General features: G+C 64.7%; 16 protein-coding genes and 1 tRNA gene. 4 read left to right on the plus strand and 13 right to left on the minus strand.

Translation table 11 applies throughout. From position 1 onward, the window contains the following. Positions 1–70: 70 nt before the first annotated feature. The 3 genes from K3F49_RS23530 to K3F49_RS23540 form a co-directional block, all read right to left on the minus strand. The gene (locus K3F49_RS23530; RefSeq protein WP_234683325.1) at positions 71–379 is read right to left on the minus strand and encodes an EthD family reductase; all 309 of its coding nucleotides are present in this window, start codon (positions 377–379) and stop codon (positions 71–73) included. Between the two features lie 212 nt (positions 380–591). Continuing rightward, positions 592–2,298: an FAD-dependent oxidoreductase gene (locus tag K3F49_RS23535; RefSeq protein WP_234683468.1), complete on the minus strand. Its 1,707-nt coding sequence runs from the start codon at positions 2,296–2,298 to the stop codon at positions 592–594. Positions 2,299–2,323: 25 nt separating this feature from the next. Then, a complete protein-coding gene (locus K3F49_RS23540) occupies positions 2,324–2,512 on the minus strand; it encodes a hypothetical protein (protein ID WP_234683326.1) in 189 nt (62 codons plus the stop codon). 315 nt (positions 2,513–2,827) lie between these two features. Between K3F49_RS23540 and K3F49_RS23545 the strand changes: the two genes are divergently transcribed. Beyond that, positions 2,828–2,902, plus strand: a tRNA-Thr gene (locus K3F49_RS23545). Positions 2,903–3,926: 1,024 nt separating this feature from the next. Here K3F49_RS23545 and K3F49_RS23550 read toward each other — a convergent pair. The 3 genes from K3F49_RS23550 to K3F49_RS23560 form a co-directional block, all read right to left on the minus strand. Next, positions 3,927–4,403 carry a Crp/Fnr family transcriptional regulator gene (locus K3F49_RS23550; RefSeq protein WP_234683469.1) on the minus strand — a complete coding sequence of 159 codons (477 nt, stop codon included), beginning with the start codon at positions 4,401–4,403 and terminating at the stop codon, positions 3,927–3,929. A 198-nt stretch (positions 4,404–4,601) separates the two neighbouring features. Continuing rightward, complete coding sequence (locus K3F49_RS23555) at positions 4,602–5,231, minus strand: ferric reductase-like transmembrane domain-containing protein (RefSeq protein ID WP_234683327.1); 630 nt, start codon at positions 5,229–5,231, stop codon at positions 4,602–4,604. A gap of 11 nt (positions 5,232–5,242) precedes the next feature. Next, positions 5,243–5,746, minus strand: a complete 504-nt coding sequence (locus K3F49_RS23560; protein ID WP_234683328.1) for a peptidase associated/transthyretin-like domain-containing protein — start codon at positions 5,744–5,746, stop codon at positions 5,243–5,245. Positions 5,747–6,017: 271 nt separating this feature from the next. On the opposite strand from K3F49_RS23560, the gene K3F49_RS23565 reads away from it, so the two are divergent. Continuing rightward, positions 6,018–7,013: an LLM class flavin-dependent oxidoreductase gene (locus tag K3F49_RS23565; protein WP_234683329.1), complete on the plus strand. Its 996-nt coding sequence runs from the start codon at positions 6,018–6,020 to the stop codon at positions 7,011–7,013. Positions 7,014–7,152: 139 nt separating this feature from the next. On the opposite strand, the gene K3F49_RS23570 is transcribed toward K3F49_RS23565, so the two are convergent. The 7 genes from K3F49_RS23570 to K3F49_RS23600 all read right to left on the minus strand — a co-directional run bounded on the left by K3F49_RS23570 (position 7,153) and on the right by K3F49_RS23600 (position 13,724). Next, positions 7,153–8,862 carry a methyl-accepting chemotaxis protein gene (locus tag K3F49_RS23570; RefSeq protein WP_234683330.1) on the minus strand — a complete coding sequence of 570 codons (1,710 nt, stop codon included), beginning with the start codon at positions 8,860–8,862 and terminating at the stop codon, positions 7,153–7,155. A 260-nt stretch (positions 8,863–9,122) separates the two neighbouring features. Further along, on the minus strand, positions 9,123–9,998 hold the full coding sequence (locus K3F49_RS23575; protein ID WP_234683331.1) for an amidohydrolase family protein: 876 nt from the start codon (positions 9,996–9,998) through the stop codon (positions 9,123–9,125). Positions 9,999–10,011: 13 nt separating this feature from the next. Continuing rightward, positions 10,012–10,404, minus strand: coding sequence for a RidA family protein (locus K3F49_RS23580; RefSeq protein WP_234683332.1), 393 nt, complete (start codon positions 10,402–10,404; stop codon positions 10,012–10,014). A gap of 24 nt (positions 10,405–10,428) precedes the next feature. Then, complete coding sequence (hpaH, locus tag K3F49_RS23585) at positions 10,429–11,232, minus strand: 2-oxo-hept-4-ene-1,7-dioate hydratase (RefSeq protein WP_234683333.1); 804 nt, start codon at positions 11,230–11,232, stop codon at positions 10,429–10,431. Between the two features lie 3 nt (positions 11,233–11,235). Beyond that, positions 11,236–12,096, minus strand: a complete 861-nt coding sequence (locus tag K3F49_RS23590) for a fumarylacetoacetate hydrolase family protein (RefSeq protein WP_234683334.1) — start codon at positions 12,094–12,096, stop codon at positions 11,236–11,238. A 38-nt stretch (positions 12,097–12,134) separates the two neighbouring features. Further along, positions 12,135–12,752 carry a flavin reductase family protein gene (locus tag K3F49_RS23595; protein WP_234683335.1) on the minus strand — a complete coding sequence of 206 codons (618 nt, stop codon included), beginning with the start codon at positions 12,750–12,752 and terminating at the stop codon, positions 12,135–12,137. 3 nt (positions 12,753–12,755) lie between these two features. Beyond that, positions 12,756–13,724 (minus strand): Bug family tripartite tricarboxylate transporter substrate binding protein, encoded by a 969-nt coding sequence (locus K3F49_RS23600; RefSeq protein WP_234683336.1) that lies wholly within the window; start codon positions 13,722–13,724, stop codon positions 12,756–12,758. A gap of 127 nt (positions 13,725–13,851) precedes the next feature. Here K3F49_RS23600 and K3F49_RS23605 point away from each other — a divergent pair, with 127 nt between their 5' ends. Then, complete coding sequence (locus K3F49_RS23605) at positions 13,852–14,655, plus strand: IclR family transcriptional regulator (RefSeq protein WP_234683337.1); 804 nt, start codon at positions 13,852–13,854, stop codon at positions 14,653–14,655. Between the two features lie 60 nt (positions 14,656–14,715). Then, entirely contained in the window at positions 14,716–16,011 is a 1,296-nt protein-coding gene (locus K3F49_RS23610) for an O-acetylhomoserine aminocarboxypropyltransferase (protein ID WP_234683338.1), read from the plus strand.

Below are 16,011 nucleotides of genomic sequence, written 5' to 3' on the forward strand. Positions count from 1 at the left end.
AACGCATGGCTGAATTTTTTTGCAGCGCTGTCACAAACGACAGCAGCCAAGCTGAAATCGATCGTCGCGATCAAACGTCCTTGGTGTCGAAGATCAAGAGATCGGCACCGCCACTGGCGAATTTCGGCACGTCGCCTGCGGCCGCCTTGCCCGCCTCGCTGCCGAAGGCCTTCTGGATGTCGCCCACGCTATCGAAGCTGAGAATGGCGACGAGGTGGATTCCGGACGGACCGGCGGGCGACCCGACTGCGCCCGTGCTCACGGCGTATTTCTTCAAACCGGGAAGTTTCTTCGCGAGCGGAATGTGGGTCTCGGCATAATGCTTGTCGAAGGCGGCAGCGTCTTTGGGCGTCTTGTAGAGCACGACGAGTTCGGCCATTTAGTCCTCCCGTTAAGCGTTTTGTTTGTAGATCCTCATGGTGAGGAGCGTGCGAAGCACGCGTCTCGAACCATGCAGGCCCGGGTTTGGCAGTCGGGCCTCGATCCTTCGAGACGCCGCTATCGCGGCTCCTCAGGATGAGGGGATACTCTGCATCAAGACGCGCAATGGCAAGCCAGATTCGACTTGCCGTCTGCTTGTCTTCTGCTTGACTAAAGCGCCGGTTTTGCGGCGTCGCCGAGATAGCCGTGCAGGGAGGCCACGACCTGCGCGCCTTCGCCGATGGCGCCGCCGACGCGCTTGACCGAGCCGGAGCGGACGTCGCCGACGGCGTAAACACCGGGCACGGAGGTCTCGAGCGGCGCCACCAGCTTGCCCTGGTTCAGCTCGGACTGCGCGCCCGTCACGACAAAGCCGCCGCGATCGAGCGTCACGCCGCAGCCGTCGAGCCAGCCTGTGGCGGGATCGGCGCCGACGAACAAAAAGAGATTCTTGATGTCGGCGGTTTCCTCGTCGCTCGACAACCGGCTCCGCAAGCGGATGCGCCGCAACAGCGAGGCTTCGTCGCCTTCGAGCGCGCTGATCTCGGTGTTGAACAGCAATTCGATGTTCGGCGTCGCCTCGATGCGCTCGATGAGATAGCGCGACATGCTGGCGCCGAGGCCGCCGCCGCGGATGATCATCAGCACCTTCTTGGCGTGTCCCGACAGGAACACGGCTGCCTGCCCCGCCGAATTGCCGGCGCCGACCAGCGCCACCTCTTCGCCGGCGCACAGCTTCGCCTCGACCGGAGAGGCCCAATACCAGACGCCGCGGCCCTCGAACTTGTCGAGGTTTGCGATGTCAGGCCGGCGATAGCGCGCACCGCTCGCGACCACCACCGCGCGCGAGCGCAAGGGATCGCTGCCATCGAGCGCGACGGAGAACGCGCCGTCCTTGCGCGCGCAGTCGAGCGACTGCACCGTCACGGGGATCATGATGTCGGCGCCAAATTTTTGTGCCTGGTTGAAGGCGCGCGCGGTGAGCGCCAGGCCGGAAATGCCGGTCGGAAAGCCCAGATAGTTTTCGATGCGCGCGCTGGCGCCGGCCTGGCCGCCGAAGGCGCGGGTGTCGAGCACGGCGACCGAAAGCCCTTCGGACGCCGCATACACCGCAGTCGCAAGCCCGGCCGGGCCGCAGCCGACGATCGCGACATCGTAGATGCGGTCATTGCGCGGGCCGCCGATCATGCCGATCGCGCGCGCAAGCTCGGTCTCGCCGGGATTGCGCAGCACCTCGCCGCTGGCGGCCACGACCAGCGGCCAGTCTTCCGGCTTCGGCGAATAGCGCGCGATCACCTCGGCGGCGTCGCGATCGCGCTCGGGATCGAGCAGATGATGCGGCTGGCCGTTGCGGGTGAGGAAGCCTTGCAGGCGCACGACGCCGGCCGAATGCGAGGGCCCGATCAGCACGATGCCGCCGACACCGGCCTGGAGCAGATTGACCCGGCGCAGGATCAGCGCACGCATGATGCGCTCGCCGAGCTCGGCCTCGGCCACCAGCAGCGCGCGCAGGCGCTCCGGCGGCAACAGCAGCGTCTCGACATCGCCCTCGGCGCGGCCGTCGACCAGCGCCGGGCGGCCGGAGAGCTGGCCGAGCTCGGCCAAAAATTGCCCCGGCCCCTGGTCGATCAACGGGGTGACATTGCCGAGCCCGTCGCGCTGGGTGATGGCGACATGCCCTTTCAGCACGACGAACATGCCAGGTCCCGGCTTGCCGGTTTCGAACAGCAGTTCGCCGTCTTTATATGTGCGGAGCTCGCCGAAATGCCTCATGCGCTCGATTTCGGCGGATGTCAGCGCGGGAAATGTCTGCTCGGGGCGGGTGAAACGCGACATCATCGCATTCCTGTCGGTCTGGTTCTGCTCGTTCTGCCCCATGGCCACGTCCACGTACTCCAAAATTCTAGCGACCCGCCTCGTCGGCGGTCCCCTCACTTAGGGAACCATCGTCGTTTTGCGAGGGGTCGGCGCTTGCGGCGCGTTCGCGCGCCTGCGCCTTGCGCCGCTTCAGATTCTCCCGCAGCGCCGATTTCAGGCGGTCGTCTCGCGATGCCCTCGCCTGTCTCGTGGTCTTGTCGTTCTCGTCAGCCATCACGGGTCCATACAGCGGTTGGCGATAACATGCCCGGAGAATGCGGCAGCTCAAGAGGCCCGCGCGGTCCCGATCGTGCGAAACTCAAAATGGGTCGAATCTGCCGCACGGGCCAACTGGCCAGTTGGCCGGGGACGCGGAACCAAAATCAGCGGAAAGTCGGCCGTTTTGGGCCAAAACAGCCGTCTTACCCCGGATATCGCTTCCATTTTCTCGCTTTGGCGGGTCCTGCAAGCTTGCACAGCGGGGAGGCCTGTGGCAGATATCGGCCCGCTTGGTAGGCCCCTCGGGCGGCCGATTCTTATCCCAGCACACGCTGCCGTAGCTCAGTGGTAGAGCACTCCATTGGTAATGGAGAGGTCGACAGTTCAATCCTGTCTGGCAGCACCATTCCATCTTCCACAATACGCATGAATCAGCATTCTCGCGGCCCCCAATGCCCGAGTTTTGCTGAATGCCGTCGCCCTCCTCTGTGAAGAGGGCGCAGGGAAGACCGGGTGCCGACGGGCACCCGCGGTCCGCTGCGCGAAAGTGTAGCGCAAGGAGACCGCACAGCAGCATACAGGTGACGCCGAACACTCGGCCTTCCCTGCGCGATGGGTTGACGGCGTATGCCGCGCTCTCCCCGGCGACGAATTCTTGTTGTCACCGTCACTTCGCGAGAGGCGACGCAACGCGCCCGGTTGAGGCGATGCATCCTCGCGAAAGCTTGGCTGTAGCGACGACAGCCGGGACCACACGGTTTGGCCGTACGCAGCGGCCCAGCTCTGCCCAAAGGCTTCGCCGGACTTGAGGCGCCGTTCGTACGACACGGCTTGCGCTGAGCTCACGGGGTTCGGCTCAATCCTCTGCCCGCCCTGCTCCCACATCCGCGCCGGCGCTGCCGCGTCCACCGCATCTCCGGCCCACGTTCGTGACGACGTACGATCGCCCCTCTCCTCGGGCCGGGATAGTGGCAATATGTCGTAATTCCGAATTTCGGTAAAGTGGAATATTTTTGCGGAAGAGGGTTGACGGGGTTTGGGGGGAGGCGGGTGTTTTGCCCGACCGGGTTAGATCAGCGCGCATATCGGATCCAAGATGCCGAGGCTCCGACCAGCTCAGCCGCGCAGGTAAGGTTAATTCTTCCTTTCGATTGTCGGTAAAATTTTATCCATTATCGTCTTTGTCATTGATGACAACCAGAGGCTCCATAGTGCTTGCGTTTTGCCTGATCGTGACTGGGACTGCGCTGCTTCTCTCCGGCTTGGTTGCCTTCGGCTTTCATAGAAACTCGCTGCACTCATTGGCGCTGCTGTAACCGGGCCGGCTTGTCGGATGGGTCGAGGGCAAGCGAAACCCATCGAAGGGCTCATTCGGTGCCGAGGTATGATGGGTTTCGCTGCGCTCTACCCATCCTACGCGCTACGCACAGTCAATTGTCGTCGCCGAACTGATGTCCCGTGATGCGATTGTCGGCGCGGCGCAGCCGCCGGCACAGTTCGCGATTGATGTTCTGCAGGACGATCACATAGGCGTGGATATCGGCCTTGTAGCAGGCGTAGAGTTTTTGGGCCGTCAGCTCGTAGAGCACCGTCGGGGTCTCCGCGACCACCGTGGCGGAACGGCTTTGCATTTCGATCAATGTCATTTCACCGAAGAAATCGCCGGGCCCCAGCCCGGAAATCGGGATGACGCTCCCCGAATTCCCGCGTTTGCTCACCGCGAGCCGACCGGATTTGACGATGAACATCGAGCGTCCCGGCTCGTCTTCCGCCACGACGGTTGCACCGATGTCGAAGTTGCGTTCGACCAGCATCGATATCAGGAGCTCGAGGCTTGGGTCCGTGAGACCGCCGAAGAACGGCGTCGCGAGCAGGAATGCTTTCAGATCGGGGGAGCTGACAGTCATCGTATGATGATATGCCCCACCGGAATTCACGGCAAGCTGAGCAGAGGACGGGTTGCGCATCGTCCAATCAGATAATCCGTGGCAGCAGCGTAGCCCGGATGGAGCGAAGCGCAATCCGGGACGACGGCGTCCGTGGCCAATGGCCCCGGATTACGCATGCGCTCCATCCGGGCTACGAATCTGAATCGGCGCGACGATTCACTGCCGCACGGCACTCTCCCCGCGCAGCGCCCGCTTGCGCCAGAGATCAGCCATGACCTTGATGGTTGCGGCAAGGACAAGCGCACAAAGCGCGGCCTTCGAGATGGTCTCCATCGTGCCTTCGATCAGCAGGCAATGAACCACGCTGCACGCGACGATGACGATCGCGAGGGGAACGTGCACGATGCGCCAGGTCCGCAATCGTAGCCCCAACCACCGTCGTAACGCAGCCAGAAGTGCGACAACGAAGATGGCCCACATCGCGATCACGCCGAAGGGCGAGAACGGCGTCGGCGATGAGAAAGTCAGCGCGTCGATCATGTCGGGCGGACTTGTGATCCAGAGGCCGGCGACATGGATCACCACGGCCAGAGCAAGCGTACCGCCAATCCAGTGATGGGCACGCCGTCCGCGATAAGCCGACAGGCCAGGCAGATATCCGCCGATCAGCAAAGGCTGGACCAGCACGAGACCGAGGGCAACAATTCCGGCGAAGCCGGCGAGGATATAGACCGCACCGCGCCATGCGAGTTGCTCGCTTGCCGCAGCGAACGCGATCGGCACGCCAATGGCCACAGCAAGGCCGGCCCAGATCAGGGGCGCCCGGACCGATCTCCACCCCTTCATCTGCAACGCGGTCAGGCCGGCTGAAGCACGAAGTGCGCCTCGAGGCTGGTTTCCTTGGCGCTTCGCATGATCGGACGCAGAAACACGGTTTTGAATTCACCGCTGTCATAAGCGAGGTGGCCGTGCGGCTGGCCGAAGATCGGAATGATCTGCGGCATCTCGAGCCGGAACGCGCCGTCCTTGTCGGTGAGCGTGGCGCCGTGACTCTGCGGCTCGTGCTCCTGCCCTTCGACCGTGTGCGCCCAGATCTGGATGCGCTGCCCGGCCAGCGGCGCGCCGTCGCCGGCGCGGCGCACGGTTCCGCTCATCCAGAAGCCGCCCTTGCCGATCCGGTCCACGATCGCCGCGCCCTTGCGGTAGTTGTTCGCGCCGCCCGTCATCGATTCCGTCGGTGCGAGGCCGTCTGCACGGGCGGGCAGCAGGAGGCCGGAAACCCCGGTCGTCAAAATGCCGGTCGCAAGGACGGCACCGCCGGCGACGAGGAGGTTGCGGCGGCTGAGTACGACGATGGTCATGTCGGTTCCTCCTGGCAACGGTGGGGCACGGTTAGCTCTCGTGCCCCGGCTCTGCGGCGCACCGTTCCACGCTGCACAGCGTCCGGGACACGAGATCGGCGCGTAGTAGCTGCCCCAAAGATACAACAACACGCGGGAAACGCCCAGTTGAGACGACGGGTGCAACAGGTCGGAATAACAGGGTTGTGAACGGCGCTCTACCTATCCTGCGCGCCGACACTACATGTCGCTCTCTCGGACGCGCAGATCCCCCCAGTTCGGCAGCCCTCACATGATCCCCTTTTCCGTGCTCGACCTTGCGCCCATCAAGCAGGGATCCAATGCGTCGCAGGCGTTTCGCAATTCGCTCGATCTTGCCCAGCATGCCGAACGCTGGGGCTTCAAGCGGTTCTGGCTGGCCGAGCATCACAACATGACGGGCATTGCGAGTGCGGCGACGTCCGTGGTGATCGGGCACGTCGCGGGCGGCACCAAGACGATCCGCGTCGGCTCCGGCGGCGTGATGCTGCCGAACCATTCGCCGCTGGTGATCGCCGAGCAGTTCGGCACGCTGGAATCGCTTTATCCGGGGCGGATCGACCTCGGCCTCGGGCGCGCGCCGGGCACCGACCAGTTCACGGCGCGGGCGATGCGGCGCGATCTTGCGACTGCGGCGGAGAATTTTCCGCATGACGTGCTGGAATTGCAGGCGCTGCTCGGCGACGTGCAGCCGAACCAGGCCATTCGCGCCGTGCCCGGCATGGGGACGAAGGTGCCGCTGTGGATCCTCGGCTCCAGCATGTTCGGCGCGCAGCTCGCGGCCATGCTGGGGCTGCCGTTCGCCTTCGCCTCGCATTTCGCGCCACAAATGATGATGCCGGCGCTGCGCGAATATCGCGCGCGGTTCGAACCCTCGGCGCAGCTCGACAAGCCCTATGCGATGGTCGGCGTCAACGTGTTCGCCGCCGACAGCAACGGCGAGGCGCAGCGCATGTTCAGCTCGCTGCAGCAGCAGTTCATCAATCTGCGCCGCGGCACGCCCGGCCAGTTGCCGCCGCCGGTCGACGACATGGACGCGCTGTGGTCGCCGGCCGAGAAGGCCGGCGTCGCGCAGTCGCTGGCGATCTCCGCGGTCGGTACGCCCGCAATGGTCGAAGAGAAGCTGAAGGCCATCATCGCCGACACCGCGGCGGACGAGCTGATGACCACGGGCCAGATCTACGATCACGCCGCGCGGCTGCGCTCGTTCGAGATCGTGGCCGAGGTGCGGGATCGGCTGGCGGGGTGATCCGTGTTGGTTGAAACGGTGCGAGCCAAGAGCTCGTCATGCCCGGGCCTGTCCCGGGCATCCACGTTCTTCGCGCGACGCAGAAAGACGTGGATGGCCGGGACAAGCCCGGCCATGACGCCATAATTCAGAGTGGCGCTTACGCCGCCCTGATCGAGTTCATAAAGCTGGCGACGCCGCGCTTGAGGCGGGTGCTTTCATTGGCGAGCGATTGCGCGGCCGACTGCACCTGGGCGGAGGCGCTGCCGGCCTCCGACGCGCCGCGCTGAACGTCGGCGATGCTGGTCCCGACCTGCGAGGTGCCTTCGGCGGCGCGCTGCACGTTACGGGAGATCTCCTGCGTCGCAGTGCCCTGCTGCTCGACCGAGGTCGTGATCGCAGCCGAGATCTCCGAGATCTTGCCGATCGTCGCACCAATCTCCTTGATCGCCGCGACCGAATCCCGCGTCGCCGACTGGATGTCGTTGATCTGCTGGCTGATCTCGTCGGTCGCCTTCGCGGTCTGCTCGGCGAGAGACTTCACTTCGGACGCCACCACGGCAAAGCCGCGACCGGCCTCTCCGGCACGCGCGGCCTCGATGGTCGCGTTCAGCGCCAGCAGATTGGTCTGGCCGGCGATGGTCTGGATCAGATCGACGACGTCGCCGATGCGGCTCGCGGCCTGCGACAGCTCGCTGATGCGGCTGTCGGTCTTCTGCGCCTGGCTGACCGCGTCGCCGGCGATCTTGGCCGAGGTCTCGACCTGGCGGGAGATCTCGCCGATGGAGGAGGCAAGCTCCTCGCTCGCGGCCGCCACCGAATGCACGTTCGCGGATGCTTCGTTCGACGCCGTTGAGGCGCGGTTAGAGACCTGCGAGACGGTATCGGCGGTCTTCGACAGCATCGTCGACGACGTCTCGAGCTGGCCGGCGGCAACCGAGACCAGCTCGATGATCTCGCCGACTTCGCGCTCGAACTGATCGGCCAGCCGGCTCATGTCGACCTTGCGGGTTTCGACCTGGCGCTTCTCGGCCACCACCTGCTGTTCGCGCATGCGGTTGGTCTCGAGCATGGCGTCGCGGAACACCTGCACCGTGCGGGCCATCTCGCCGATCTCGTCATGACGGTCGGCATAAGCCACCGGCGCATCGAGCTGACCGGCACTGAGCGAGGCCATACGCTCCTTCAGGCCCGTGAGCGGCTTGACCACGCTGCGCCCGACCGCCCAGGCGATCATGATCGAAATCAGCATCAGCACGGCGATGACCATCGAGGCCGTCTGCGCCATCGACCAGAACGAGTTGTCGACCTCCGACATGTACTCAGCCGAGCCGATCATCAGGTTCCACGGCGCGAAGCCGCGGGTGAAGGCGATCTTCGCGAGCGGGGTCGGATCGGAGCCGCTGCGGCGGAATGAATAACGCAGTGTGCCCTGGCCCTTTTTGGCGATGTCCATCAGGGTGACGGCAAAGAAATTGCCGTCGGCGTCCTTGTTCGGACGCATGTCCTTGCCGACGAATTGCGGAATGCCGGGGTTGGAGACGCACAGGCCCGTCTCGTAGTCGTAGATATAGGCGTAGTTGCTGTGGTCTTCGTACCAGACGCTGTTATTGGCTTCGAGGAAGCGCTTCCTGGCCTCCTCCTCGGTCATCTGGCCGGCCTTGAAGGCCTTGTAGTAGCCATCGGCCAGATTCCAGACGATGTCGACGGCAGCATGCGCCTTCTCGACCCGCTCGGTGACGAGCTGATTGCGCGCGATCCACAGCACGGTGGAAGCGACCAGCGCCATGCAGATCGCACCGACCACGGTCATGATGGCGAGCTTGGCGCCGATCGAGCGCAGCGAAAACAGGTTCTTGAGAGCCGGCATTCTGCCTCTTCGAGGTTGCTGGGCACGGCGCCATCGAGAATTCAGGCGGCGGGCCATCACGAGGTGGGAATGCGCAAACTAGAGGCAATTCGTTAAGAACTCAGTTACGCCACGAAGGTGTCACGGAAGCGGCGCGGGTGTTACCGAAGGATTAATATCGCCGCGTTCGTCATTGCGAGCGCAGCGAAGCAATCCAGAGTCCCTCCGCGGAGACAGTCTGGATCGCTTCGCTGCGCTCGCAATGACGGCGGAGGGGAAGACTAATCCGTATAGCCGAACAACTTCGCCGGATTATGCACCAGGATCTTTTCCAGCTCGACCTGATCGGGCGCGTAGCGATACATCAGCTCGAGCAGATCGGCGTCGTTCGGCGGCTGCTTCACCGAGACCGGATGCGGCCAGTCGCTGGCCCAGACGCAGCGGTCGATGGCGGCTTCGATATAGGTGCGCGCGATCGGGATCACGTCGTCATAGGGAGGGCCCGCCTGCGAGGTCTTCTCGCCGAGCGAGAGCATGACCCAGAAATTGCCCTTGGCGAGCAGCTCCAGCATCTTGCGCAAATTCGGATCGTCCTTGCCGCGCGAGGGCTCGGGCCGCGCCATGTGGTCGATCAACACAGGCACATCGAGATGTTCGTACTTTGCGACGCTGGAGATGATGCCGTCCTTCTCCGGCTGGATCTTGACGTACCAGCCGAGCTCGCGGATTCGTGCAATCGCCCGGGCGAAATCCGCGTCCGATAATACTGCGCCCAGCTCCTGCCGAAAACTGAAGCGCGCGCCGCGCACGCCGGCGTCATGCAGCTTGGCAAGATAAGCGTCGTTGGCTTCCGCGAACACCAGCGCATTGGCGCAGCCGCGATAATTCGGGCCCATCGCGGCGAGACCGTCGAGCACGACGGAATGATCGGCGCCATAGGTCGTGGTCTGCACGATGATGCCGCGCTCGATGCCGAGCGTCTTGTGCACGCGCAAGGCCGCTTCCCAGGTTGCACTCGGCATCCGATAGGCCGCGCCAGGGCGCTCCGGATATTTGTCGATGGGACCGAGCACGTGAAACTGGCTGTCGACGGTTTTCGGCGGCGGCGGCTTCACCGGACGGCGCGGGTTGGGATCGAACGGCAGATAGGTCGGCATGCGCAGGACTCCCTCAGTCGATCACGGCGGTGAAATCGCACTGCACCAGCGCGCCGCCGTCCATGTTGTCCATCGGCAGCGCATGACGCGCCGGGCGCGAATGCTCATCCGGAAACATTTTCAGCCACTCGACATTGACCGGGCCGCGCTGCGTACGGTCCTTCAGCCACACCGTCATCTTGATGATGTCGTCCGTGGTACCGCCGGCGGCCTCCACGGTCGCTTTCATATGCGCGAACATGTTGGCGCATTGGGCGTCGAGGGTCGAAGGCATCGCGCCGGCGGCATCGCGACCGAGGATGACGCCGGACATCACGAGATTGCCGATACGGCAGGCGTTCGGAATCGGATTGGCGTGCCTGAAGCCGCCGATATGGATGCTCTTGCGCCGCGTTGAGCCTGTCACGATGCGCCTCCTCTTATAGTTGGTTCAGACGAACTGGCACGACACGGAGCCGAAGGCGCCGTAGTCGGCATGAAAGGTATCGCCGCGGCGGATGTCGACCGGACGCGTGAACGATCCCGCCAGCACGACCTCGCCGGCGGCAAGGTGCTCGTCATGCGGCGCCAGGCGGTTGGCGAGCCAGGCGATGCCGTTGGCGGGATGGTTGAGCACGCCGGCGGCAAGCCCGGTCTCCTCGACCTCGCCGTTGCGGAACAGCAGCGCGCCGATCCAGCGCAAATCCGCGTCCAACGGACGGAACGGCCGGCCACCGAGCACCAGCGCGGCATTGGCCGCGTTGTCCGAGATCGTATCGACGACTTTTCGCGCCTTGCCCGTTTCAGGGTCGACGCGATGCATGCGTGTCTCCAGAATCTCCAGTGCGGGCGTGACGTAATCGGTGGCATTGAGCACGTCGAAGATGGTGCAATCCGGCCCGCGCAGCGGCGCCTTCAGCACGAAGGCGAGCTCGACCTCGATCCGTGGCGCGTGGAAGCGGTCGAACGGAATCGGCGTGGCGTCGGCATAGAACATGTCGGCGAACAGCACGCCGTAGTCGGGCTCGGAAATGCCGACGGCATTCTGCATCGCCTTCGAGGTCAGGCCGATCTTGTGGCCCCTGACGACGCGGCCGCGGCCCAGCTGCAGCCTGGTCCAGGCGCGCTGGACGGCATAGGCGTCCTCGATGCTGAAGCCGGGATAGTCCCTGGAGAACATCGGGATCAGCGCCTTGGTGCGCTCGGCTTCGTCGAGGCGCGCGGCAAGGCGCTCGATCGTGGCAGTATCGAGCATGATCTATTGCTCCGCGGCCACAGTGTTGCGCAGCACGCCGATGCGGCTGGACTCGACCTCGACGACGTCGCCGACCTTCAGCCAGCGCGGTGGGTCGAAGCGTGCGCCCGCCCCGGTCGGCGTGCCCGTCACGATCATGTCGCCGGGCTTGAGCGTAGCGAAGGTGGAGAGATAAGAGATCAGAACGTCGAACGGGAACATCAGCCGCTCGGTCGTGTCCTGCTGGCGCACCTCGCCGTTGACGCGCGTGACGATGTCGTGCGGCCCGCGCGGATCGAGCTCGTCCGCCGTGACGATCCACGGGCCGATGCTGCCGGAGCGATCAAAATTCTTGCCCTGCGTCACGTTGAACTTGCCGTGGCGCAACCAGTCGCGGATCGTGCCCTCGTTGCACAGCGTCATGCCGAAGATATGCGACCAGGCCTTTTCGCGCGGGATATGACGACCGCCCTGACCGATCACGATGACGAGCTCGCCCTCATAGTCGAGCTGCTCCGACACATGCGGCTTCTCCAGCGGCTGGCCGGAGCCCGTCATCGACGACATGCTGCGCACGAACAGGCTCGGATATTTGGGCAGGTCCGAATTGTCTTTGTACTCGGCATTGCGCTCGGCGTAGTTGACGCCGATGCACCAGAGCTTTTCCGGCGTCAGCACCGGCGGCAATAGCGCAAGCTGCTCCAGCGCGTAGTCCGGCTTCTGCCCGGCCACCGCCTCTTGCGCCTCGGCGAGCGCATTGGCCGCGATCAGCGCCTTCACGTCGGAGTAGTCGCGGCCGATCCGCCTGGTCAGGTCGACGACACCGCCATCAAGGGCCGCGCCGTAGCGCGGCTCTCCGTCCACCAGATAGCTCAACAGTCGCATCGTCGTTCTCCAATGGTCTTAAGGCGGCGTCCGCACGCTCAGTCCTTCGATTTGGGCGTCTGAAAGACCGTGTTCAGCGTCACGATCTCGCCCAGCGTGGCGTAACGCGGACCGCCGATGCGGGCGATCGGGTCAAGCGCTTTGGTCTCGACCTTGCCGTCATTCACGAGACCGTCGCGAATGTGGAACATCACGACCTCGCCGACGAGCAGCCGGCTGCGCGCCTCGCCGAATTCCAGACATTGGCGGAACACGCACTCCATCGCGACGGGTGCAACGCTAAGCCGCGGCACCTTGATGCGGTCGCAGGGCAGCGTCTCCAGCCCGAGATGCTCGACCTCGCTGATCTCTGGGGGATACTCCACCGAGCTGTCGTGCACCGCCGACATCAGCGGCGTATCGGCGATGTGGATCACGTATTCCTCGGTGTCGAGGATGTTGTGCGCGGTGTCCTTGTAATCGGCACCCTTGCGGCCGACGCTGATGGCCAGCATCGGCGGCTTCTGCGAGACGAAGGTGAAGGCGCTGAACGGCGCAAGGTTGAGCACGCCGCTTCGCGACAGGCTGGTCACCCAGGCGATCGGGCGCGGCACCACGATGCCGGTCATCAGCCGGTAGATGCGCTCCGCGCCGAGCTCGCTGGGGTCGATCCGCATCGTTCAGTCAGCCTTGATGTTGGCCTTGCGCACGATCGGAATCCATTTGGCGTCCTCGCGCTCGAGATAGGCCCTGAATTCGTCGGGCGTCATCGCGACGGCTTCGCCGCCGAGCTTGTCGAACTTGTCGACCACGCCCGGGTCTTTCAGGATCGCGACCAGCGTTTCGTGCAGCTTGTCCACGATCGGCGCAGGCGTGCCCGCGGGCGCAAACAGGCCGGTGAAGGTCTGGCCGTCAAAATCCTTGTAGCCGAGCTCGGTGAAGGTCGGCACGTCGGGCAGAGACTTCAGCCGATGCGGGCTGGTGACGGCGAGCGCGCGGAAAAGACCGGCCTTGATGTGCTGGAGGCTGACGGTGAGCTGGTCGAACGCGAACTGCACCTGCCCGCCAAGGAGATCGTTGATCGCCGGCGCGTTGCCACGGTAATGCGCCGTGACCCATTGCAGATCTAGGCTCGACTGCATCAGCTCGCTGAGCAGGTGGTTGGTAGTGCCGGGGCCGGGCGAGGCCATGGTCAGCTTGCCGGGCTCGCGCTTGGCGAGGTCGACGAATTCCTTGAAATTGTTGGCCTGCACCGACGGATGAACCTCGAGCACCAGCGGCGTCATCGAGATGGTCGAGATCGGCAGGAAATCCTTCTTCCAATTATAGGCGTCGCGCTTGTTGATCTCGGTCGCGAACAGCACCGGGCCGTTGGCGCCGACGAACAGCGTGTAGCCGTCGGGTGCCGATTTCGCGAAGGCCTCGCCCGCGATCATGCCGCCGGCGCCGGCCTTGTTCTCGATGATGAAGGGCTGGCCGAGCTTTTCCTGGAGCTTGTCGGCAATGATGCGGGCTGCGCTGTCGACATTGCCGCCGGCGGGATAGGGCACCAGAAGCTTGACGCTGCGGGCCGGCCATTGCTGGGCCGACGCGGGCCCCGCCAGCATCGCCGCCATCGCGGCCGCAACGGCGATCCAGATACCTCTCATGATGACCTCCCAGCACTTCCAATTCCACGTCGGGTGCCATGACGTCGCGCACAGCATTCCGATCGACGCGCAATCTCCAGACGCAGCCTTTACCTGTCGAGTGAATTGTGGCGTTGTTGTCCATATTATGGACAAAATACGCTCCCGAAGTTCCGCTCGCGTGACAGAGCCGCGACAAGGTGCGCAGGCGATCCGCCGCGCATTGTCTGTGCTGCGTATTCTTGCCGCAGGCCGCGAGAACGGCGTGCCATTGGCCGAGGTGGTGCAGGTGACCGGCCTCACGCGTCCGACCGTGCATCGCATCGTCCACGTGCTGATCGAGGAAGGCATTGTCGAGCGGCACGACCGGACCGGCCGCTACGCGATCGGCAACCAGGTGCCGGAGCTGGCGCTCGCGCGCCCCCGGCCCTCGCCGCTGCTGGTCGCCGCGGGTCCTTCGCTGCGGCGCGCCTCCGCCGAGATCGGCGACACGCTGTTCCTGACGGTGCGGACCGGCAACGACACGCTGTGCGTCGATCGCAGGATCGGCGCATATCCGATCCAGGTGCTGTCGATCGAGGTCGGCGCGCGCCGCCCGCTCGGCGTCTCCAGCGCAGGCGTCGCCATCCTCGCCGCACTGCCGGCGCCGGACGCGCGAAAAATCGTCACAGCGAACGAGAAGCGCTTCGAAGGTTACCGCACCGACGTCGCGACGGTGCTCGGCGAGATCACTGCCGCGCGACGGCTCGGATACGGCATGCGCGAGATCGGCCTCGTGCAGGGCACGAAATCGATCTCGACCTGGATCAAGACGCCGGACGGCCGGCCGGCGGCGGCGATGACCGTGTCCGCCGTTCGGACGAGGCTCGGCCCGCGCCGCGAGCAGGAGGTCGCGGAGATCTTGTTGCGCGAGACCCGCGCGATCGAGCAGGCCATTCGCGCGAGTGCCTAGGTCTGCGCGCGTTTTTGTGGCACAAGGGCCGCCATCGCCGATCGATCAACGAGGCCACGCATGCCCGCGCCAAAACCGCCTGCCTTCGAGACCCTGAGCCTGCACGCGGGCCAGCATCCGGATCCCGCGACCGGCGCCCGCGCGGTGCCGATCTACCAGACCACGTCCTACGTGTTCCAGGATTCCGATCACGCCGCCGCGCTGTTCAATCTGGAGCGCGCGGGCCACATCTATACGCGCATCTCCAACCCCACCACCGGCGTGCTGGAGGAGCGGCTCGCTGCTTTGGAGGGCGGCGTCGGCGCGATCTGCACCGCCAGTGGCATGGCCGCGCTGCATCTCGCCATCGCGACGCTCTTGAACGCCGGCGACCACATCGTGGCGTCGAGCTCGCTCTATGGCGGCACCATCAATCTGCTGGCGCACACGCTGCCGCGCTTCGGCATCACCACGACGTTCGTGAAGCCGCGCGATCATGACGCCTTCCGGAAAGCGATCAAGCCGAACACAAAACTCGTGATCGGCGAGACCATCGGCAACCCCGGGCTCGAGGTGCTGGATATCCCGAAGGTCGCGGAAATCGCGCATGACGCAAAAATTCCGCTGCTGATCGACAACACCTTTGCGACGCCCTATCTCAGCCGGCCGATCGAGCTCGGAGCCGACATCGTGATGCATTCGGCGACCAAATGGATCGGCGGCCACGGCATCGCGATCGGCGGCGCCATCGTCGACGGCGGCCGCTTCGACTGGCGCGCGTCCGGCAAGTTCGGCGTGCTGACCGAGCCTTATGGCGGCTATCACGGCATCGTCTTCGACGAGCAGTTCGGCACCGCGGCCTTCATCATGCGCGCGCGCACCGAGGGCTTGCGCGATTTCGGCGCCTGCCTGTCGCCAACCAACGCGTTCCAGCTGTTGCAGGGTGTCGAGACGCTCGGCGTTCGCATGGACCGCCACATTCAAAACACCCATCTCGTGCTGGAAGCGCTCAAGGCCAACAAGGCGGTAGACTGGGTGCTGCATCCCTCGCTTGAAGATCATGTGGACTACCAGCTCGCAAAGCAACTGCTCCCGCGCGGCGCGGGCTCGATCGTCTCCTTCGGCATTAAGGGCGGACGGCCTGCGGGGCGCAAGTTCATCGAACAGCTGCGCATGATCAGCCATCTCGCCAATGTCGGCGACGCCAAGACGCTGGTGATCCACCCGGCCTCGACCACGCATCAGCAGATGGACGCCGAGCAGCTCAAGGTGGCCGGTATCGGCGAGGAGCTGGTGCGGCTGTCGGTCGGCATCGAGACCGCCAGCGACATCATCGACGATCTCGCGCAGGCGCTGCGCATCTCGCAGAAGGTTTGA

Origin of the sequence: Bradyrhizobium monzae, assembly GCF_021458635.1 — a bacterium.
GTDB lineage: Bacteria > Pseudomonadota > Alphaproteobacteria > Rhizobiales > Xanthobacteraceae > Bradyrhizobium.

Bases quoted from the DNA above. Each gene is read 5' to 3' on its own strand.
- K3F49_RS23530 (WP_234683325.1), bottom strand. From the start codon at position 379: ATGGCCGAACTCGTCGTGCTCTACAAGACGCCCAAAGACGCTGCCGCC.
- K3F49_RS23535 (WP_234683468.1), bottom strand. From the start codon at position 2,298: ATGGGGCAGAACGAGCAGAACCAGACCGACAGGAATGCGATGATGTCG.
- K3F49_RS23540 (WP_234683326.1), bottom strand. From the start codon at position 2,512: ATGGCTGACGAGAACGACAAGACCACGAGACAGGCGAGGGCATCGCGA.
- K3F49_RS23550 (WP_234683469.1), bottom strand. From the start codon at position 4,403: ATGACTGTCAGCTCCCCCGATCTGAAAGCATTCCTGCTCGCGACGCCG.
- K3F49_RS23555 (WP_234683327.1), bottom strand. From the start codon at position 5,231: ATGAAGGGGTGGAGATCGGTCCGGGCGCCCCTGATCTGGGCCGGCCTT.
- K3F49_RS23560 (WP_234683328.1), bottom strand. From the start codon at position 5,746: ATGACCATCGTCGTACTCAGCCGCCGCAACCTCCTCGTCGCCGGCGGT.
- K3F49_RS23565 (WP_234683329.1), top strand. From the start codon at position 6,018: ATGATCCCCTTTTCCGTGCTCGACCTTGCGCCCATCAAGCAGGGATCC.
- K3F49_RS23570 (WP_234683330.1), bottom strand. From the start codon at position 8,862: ATGCCGGCTCTCAAGAACCTGTTTTCGCTGCGCTCGATCGGCGCCAAG.
- K3F49_RS23575 (WP_234683331.1), bottom strand. From the start codon at position 9,998: ATGCCGACCTATCTGCCGTTCGATCCCAACCCGCGCCGTCCGGTGAAG.
- hpaH (WP_234683333.1), bottom strand. From the start codon at position 11,232: ATGCTCGATACTGCCACGATCGAGCGCCTTGCCGCGCGCCTCGACGAA.
- K3F49_RS23590 (WP_234683334.1), bottom strand. From the start codon at position 12,096: ATGCGACTGTTGAGCTATCTGGTGGACGGAGAGCCGCGCTACGGCGCG.
- K3F49_RS23595 (WP_234683335.1), bottom strand. From the start codon at position 12,752: ATGCGGATCGACCCCAGCGAGCTCGGCGCGGAGCGCATCTACCGGCTG.
- K3F49_RS23600 (WP_234683336.1), bottom strand. From the start codon at position 13,724: ATGAGAGGTATCTGGATCGCCGTTGCGGCCGCGATGGCGGCGATGCTG.
- K3F49_RS23605 (WP_234683337.1), top strand. From the start codon at position 13,852: ATGGACAAAATACGCTCCCGAAGTTCCGCTCGCGTGACAGAGCCGCGA.
- K3F49_RS23610 (WP_234683338.1), top strand. From the start codon at position 14,716: ATGCCCGCGCCAAAACCGCCTGCCTTCGAGACCCTGAGCCTGCACGCG.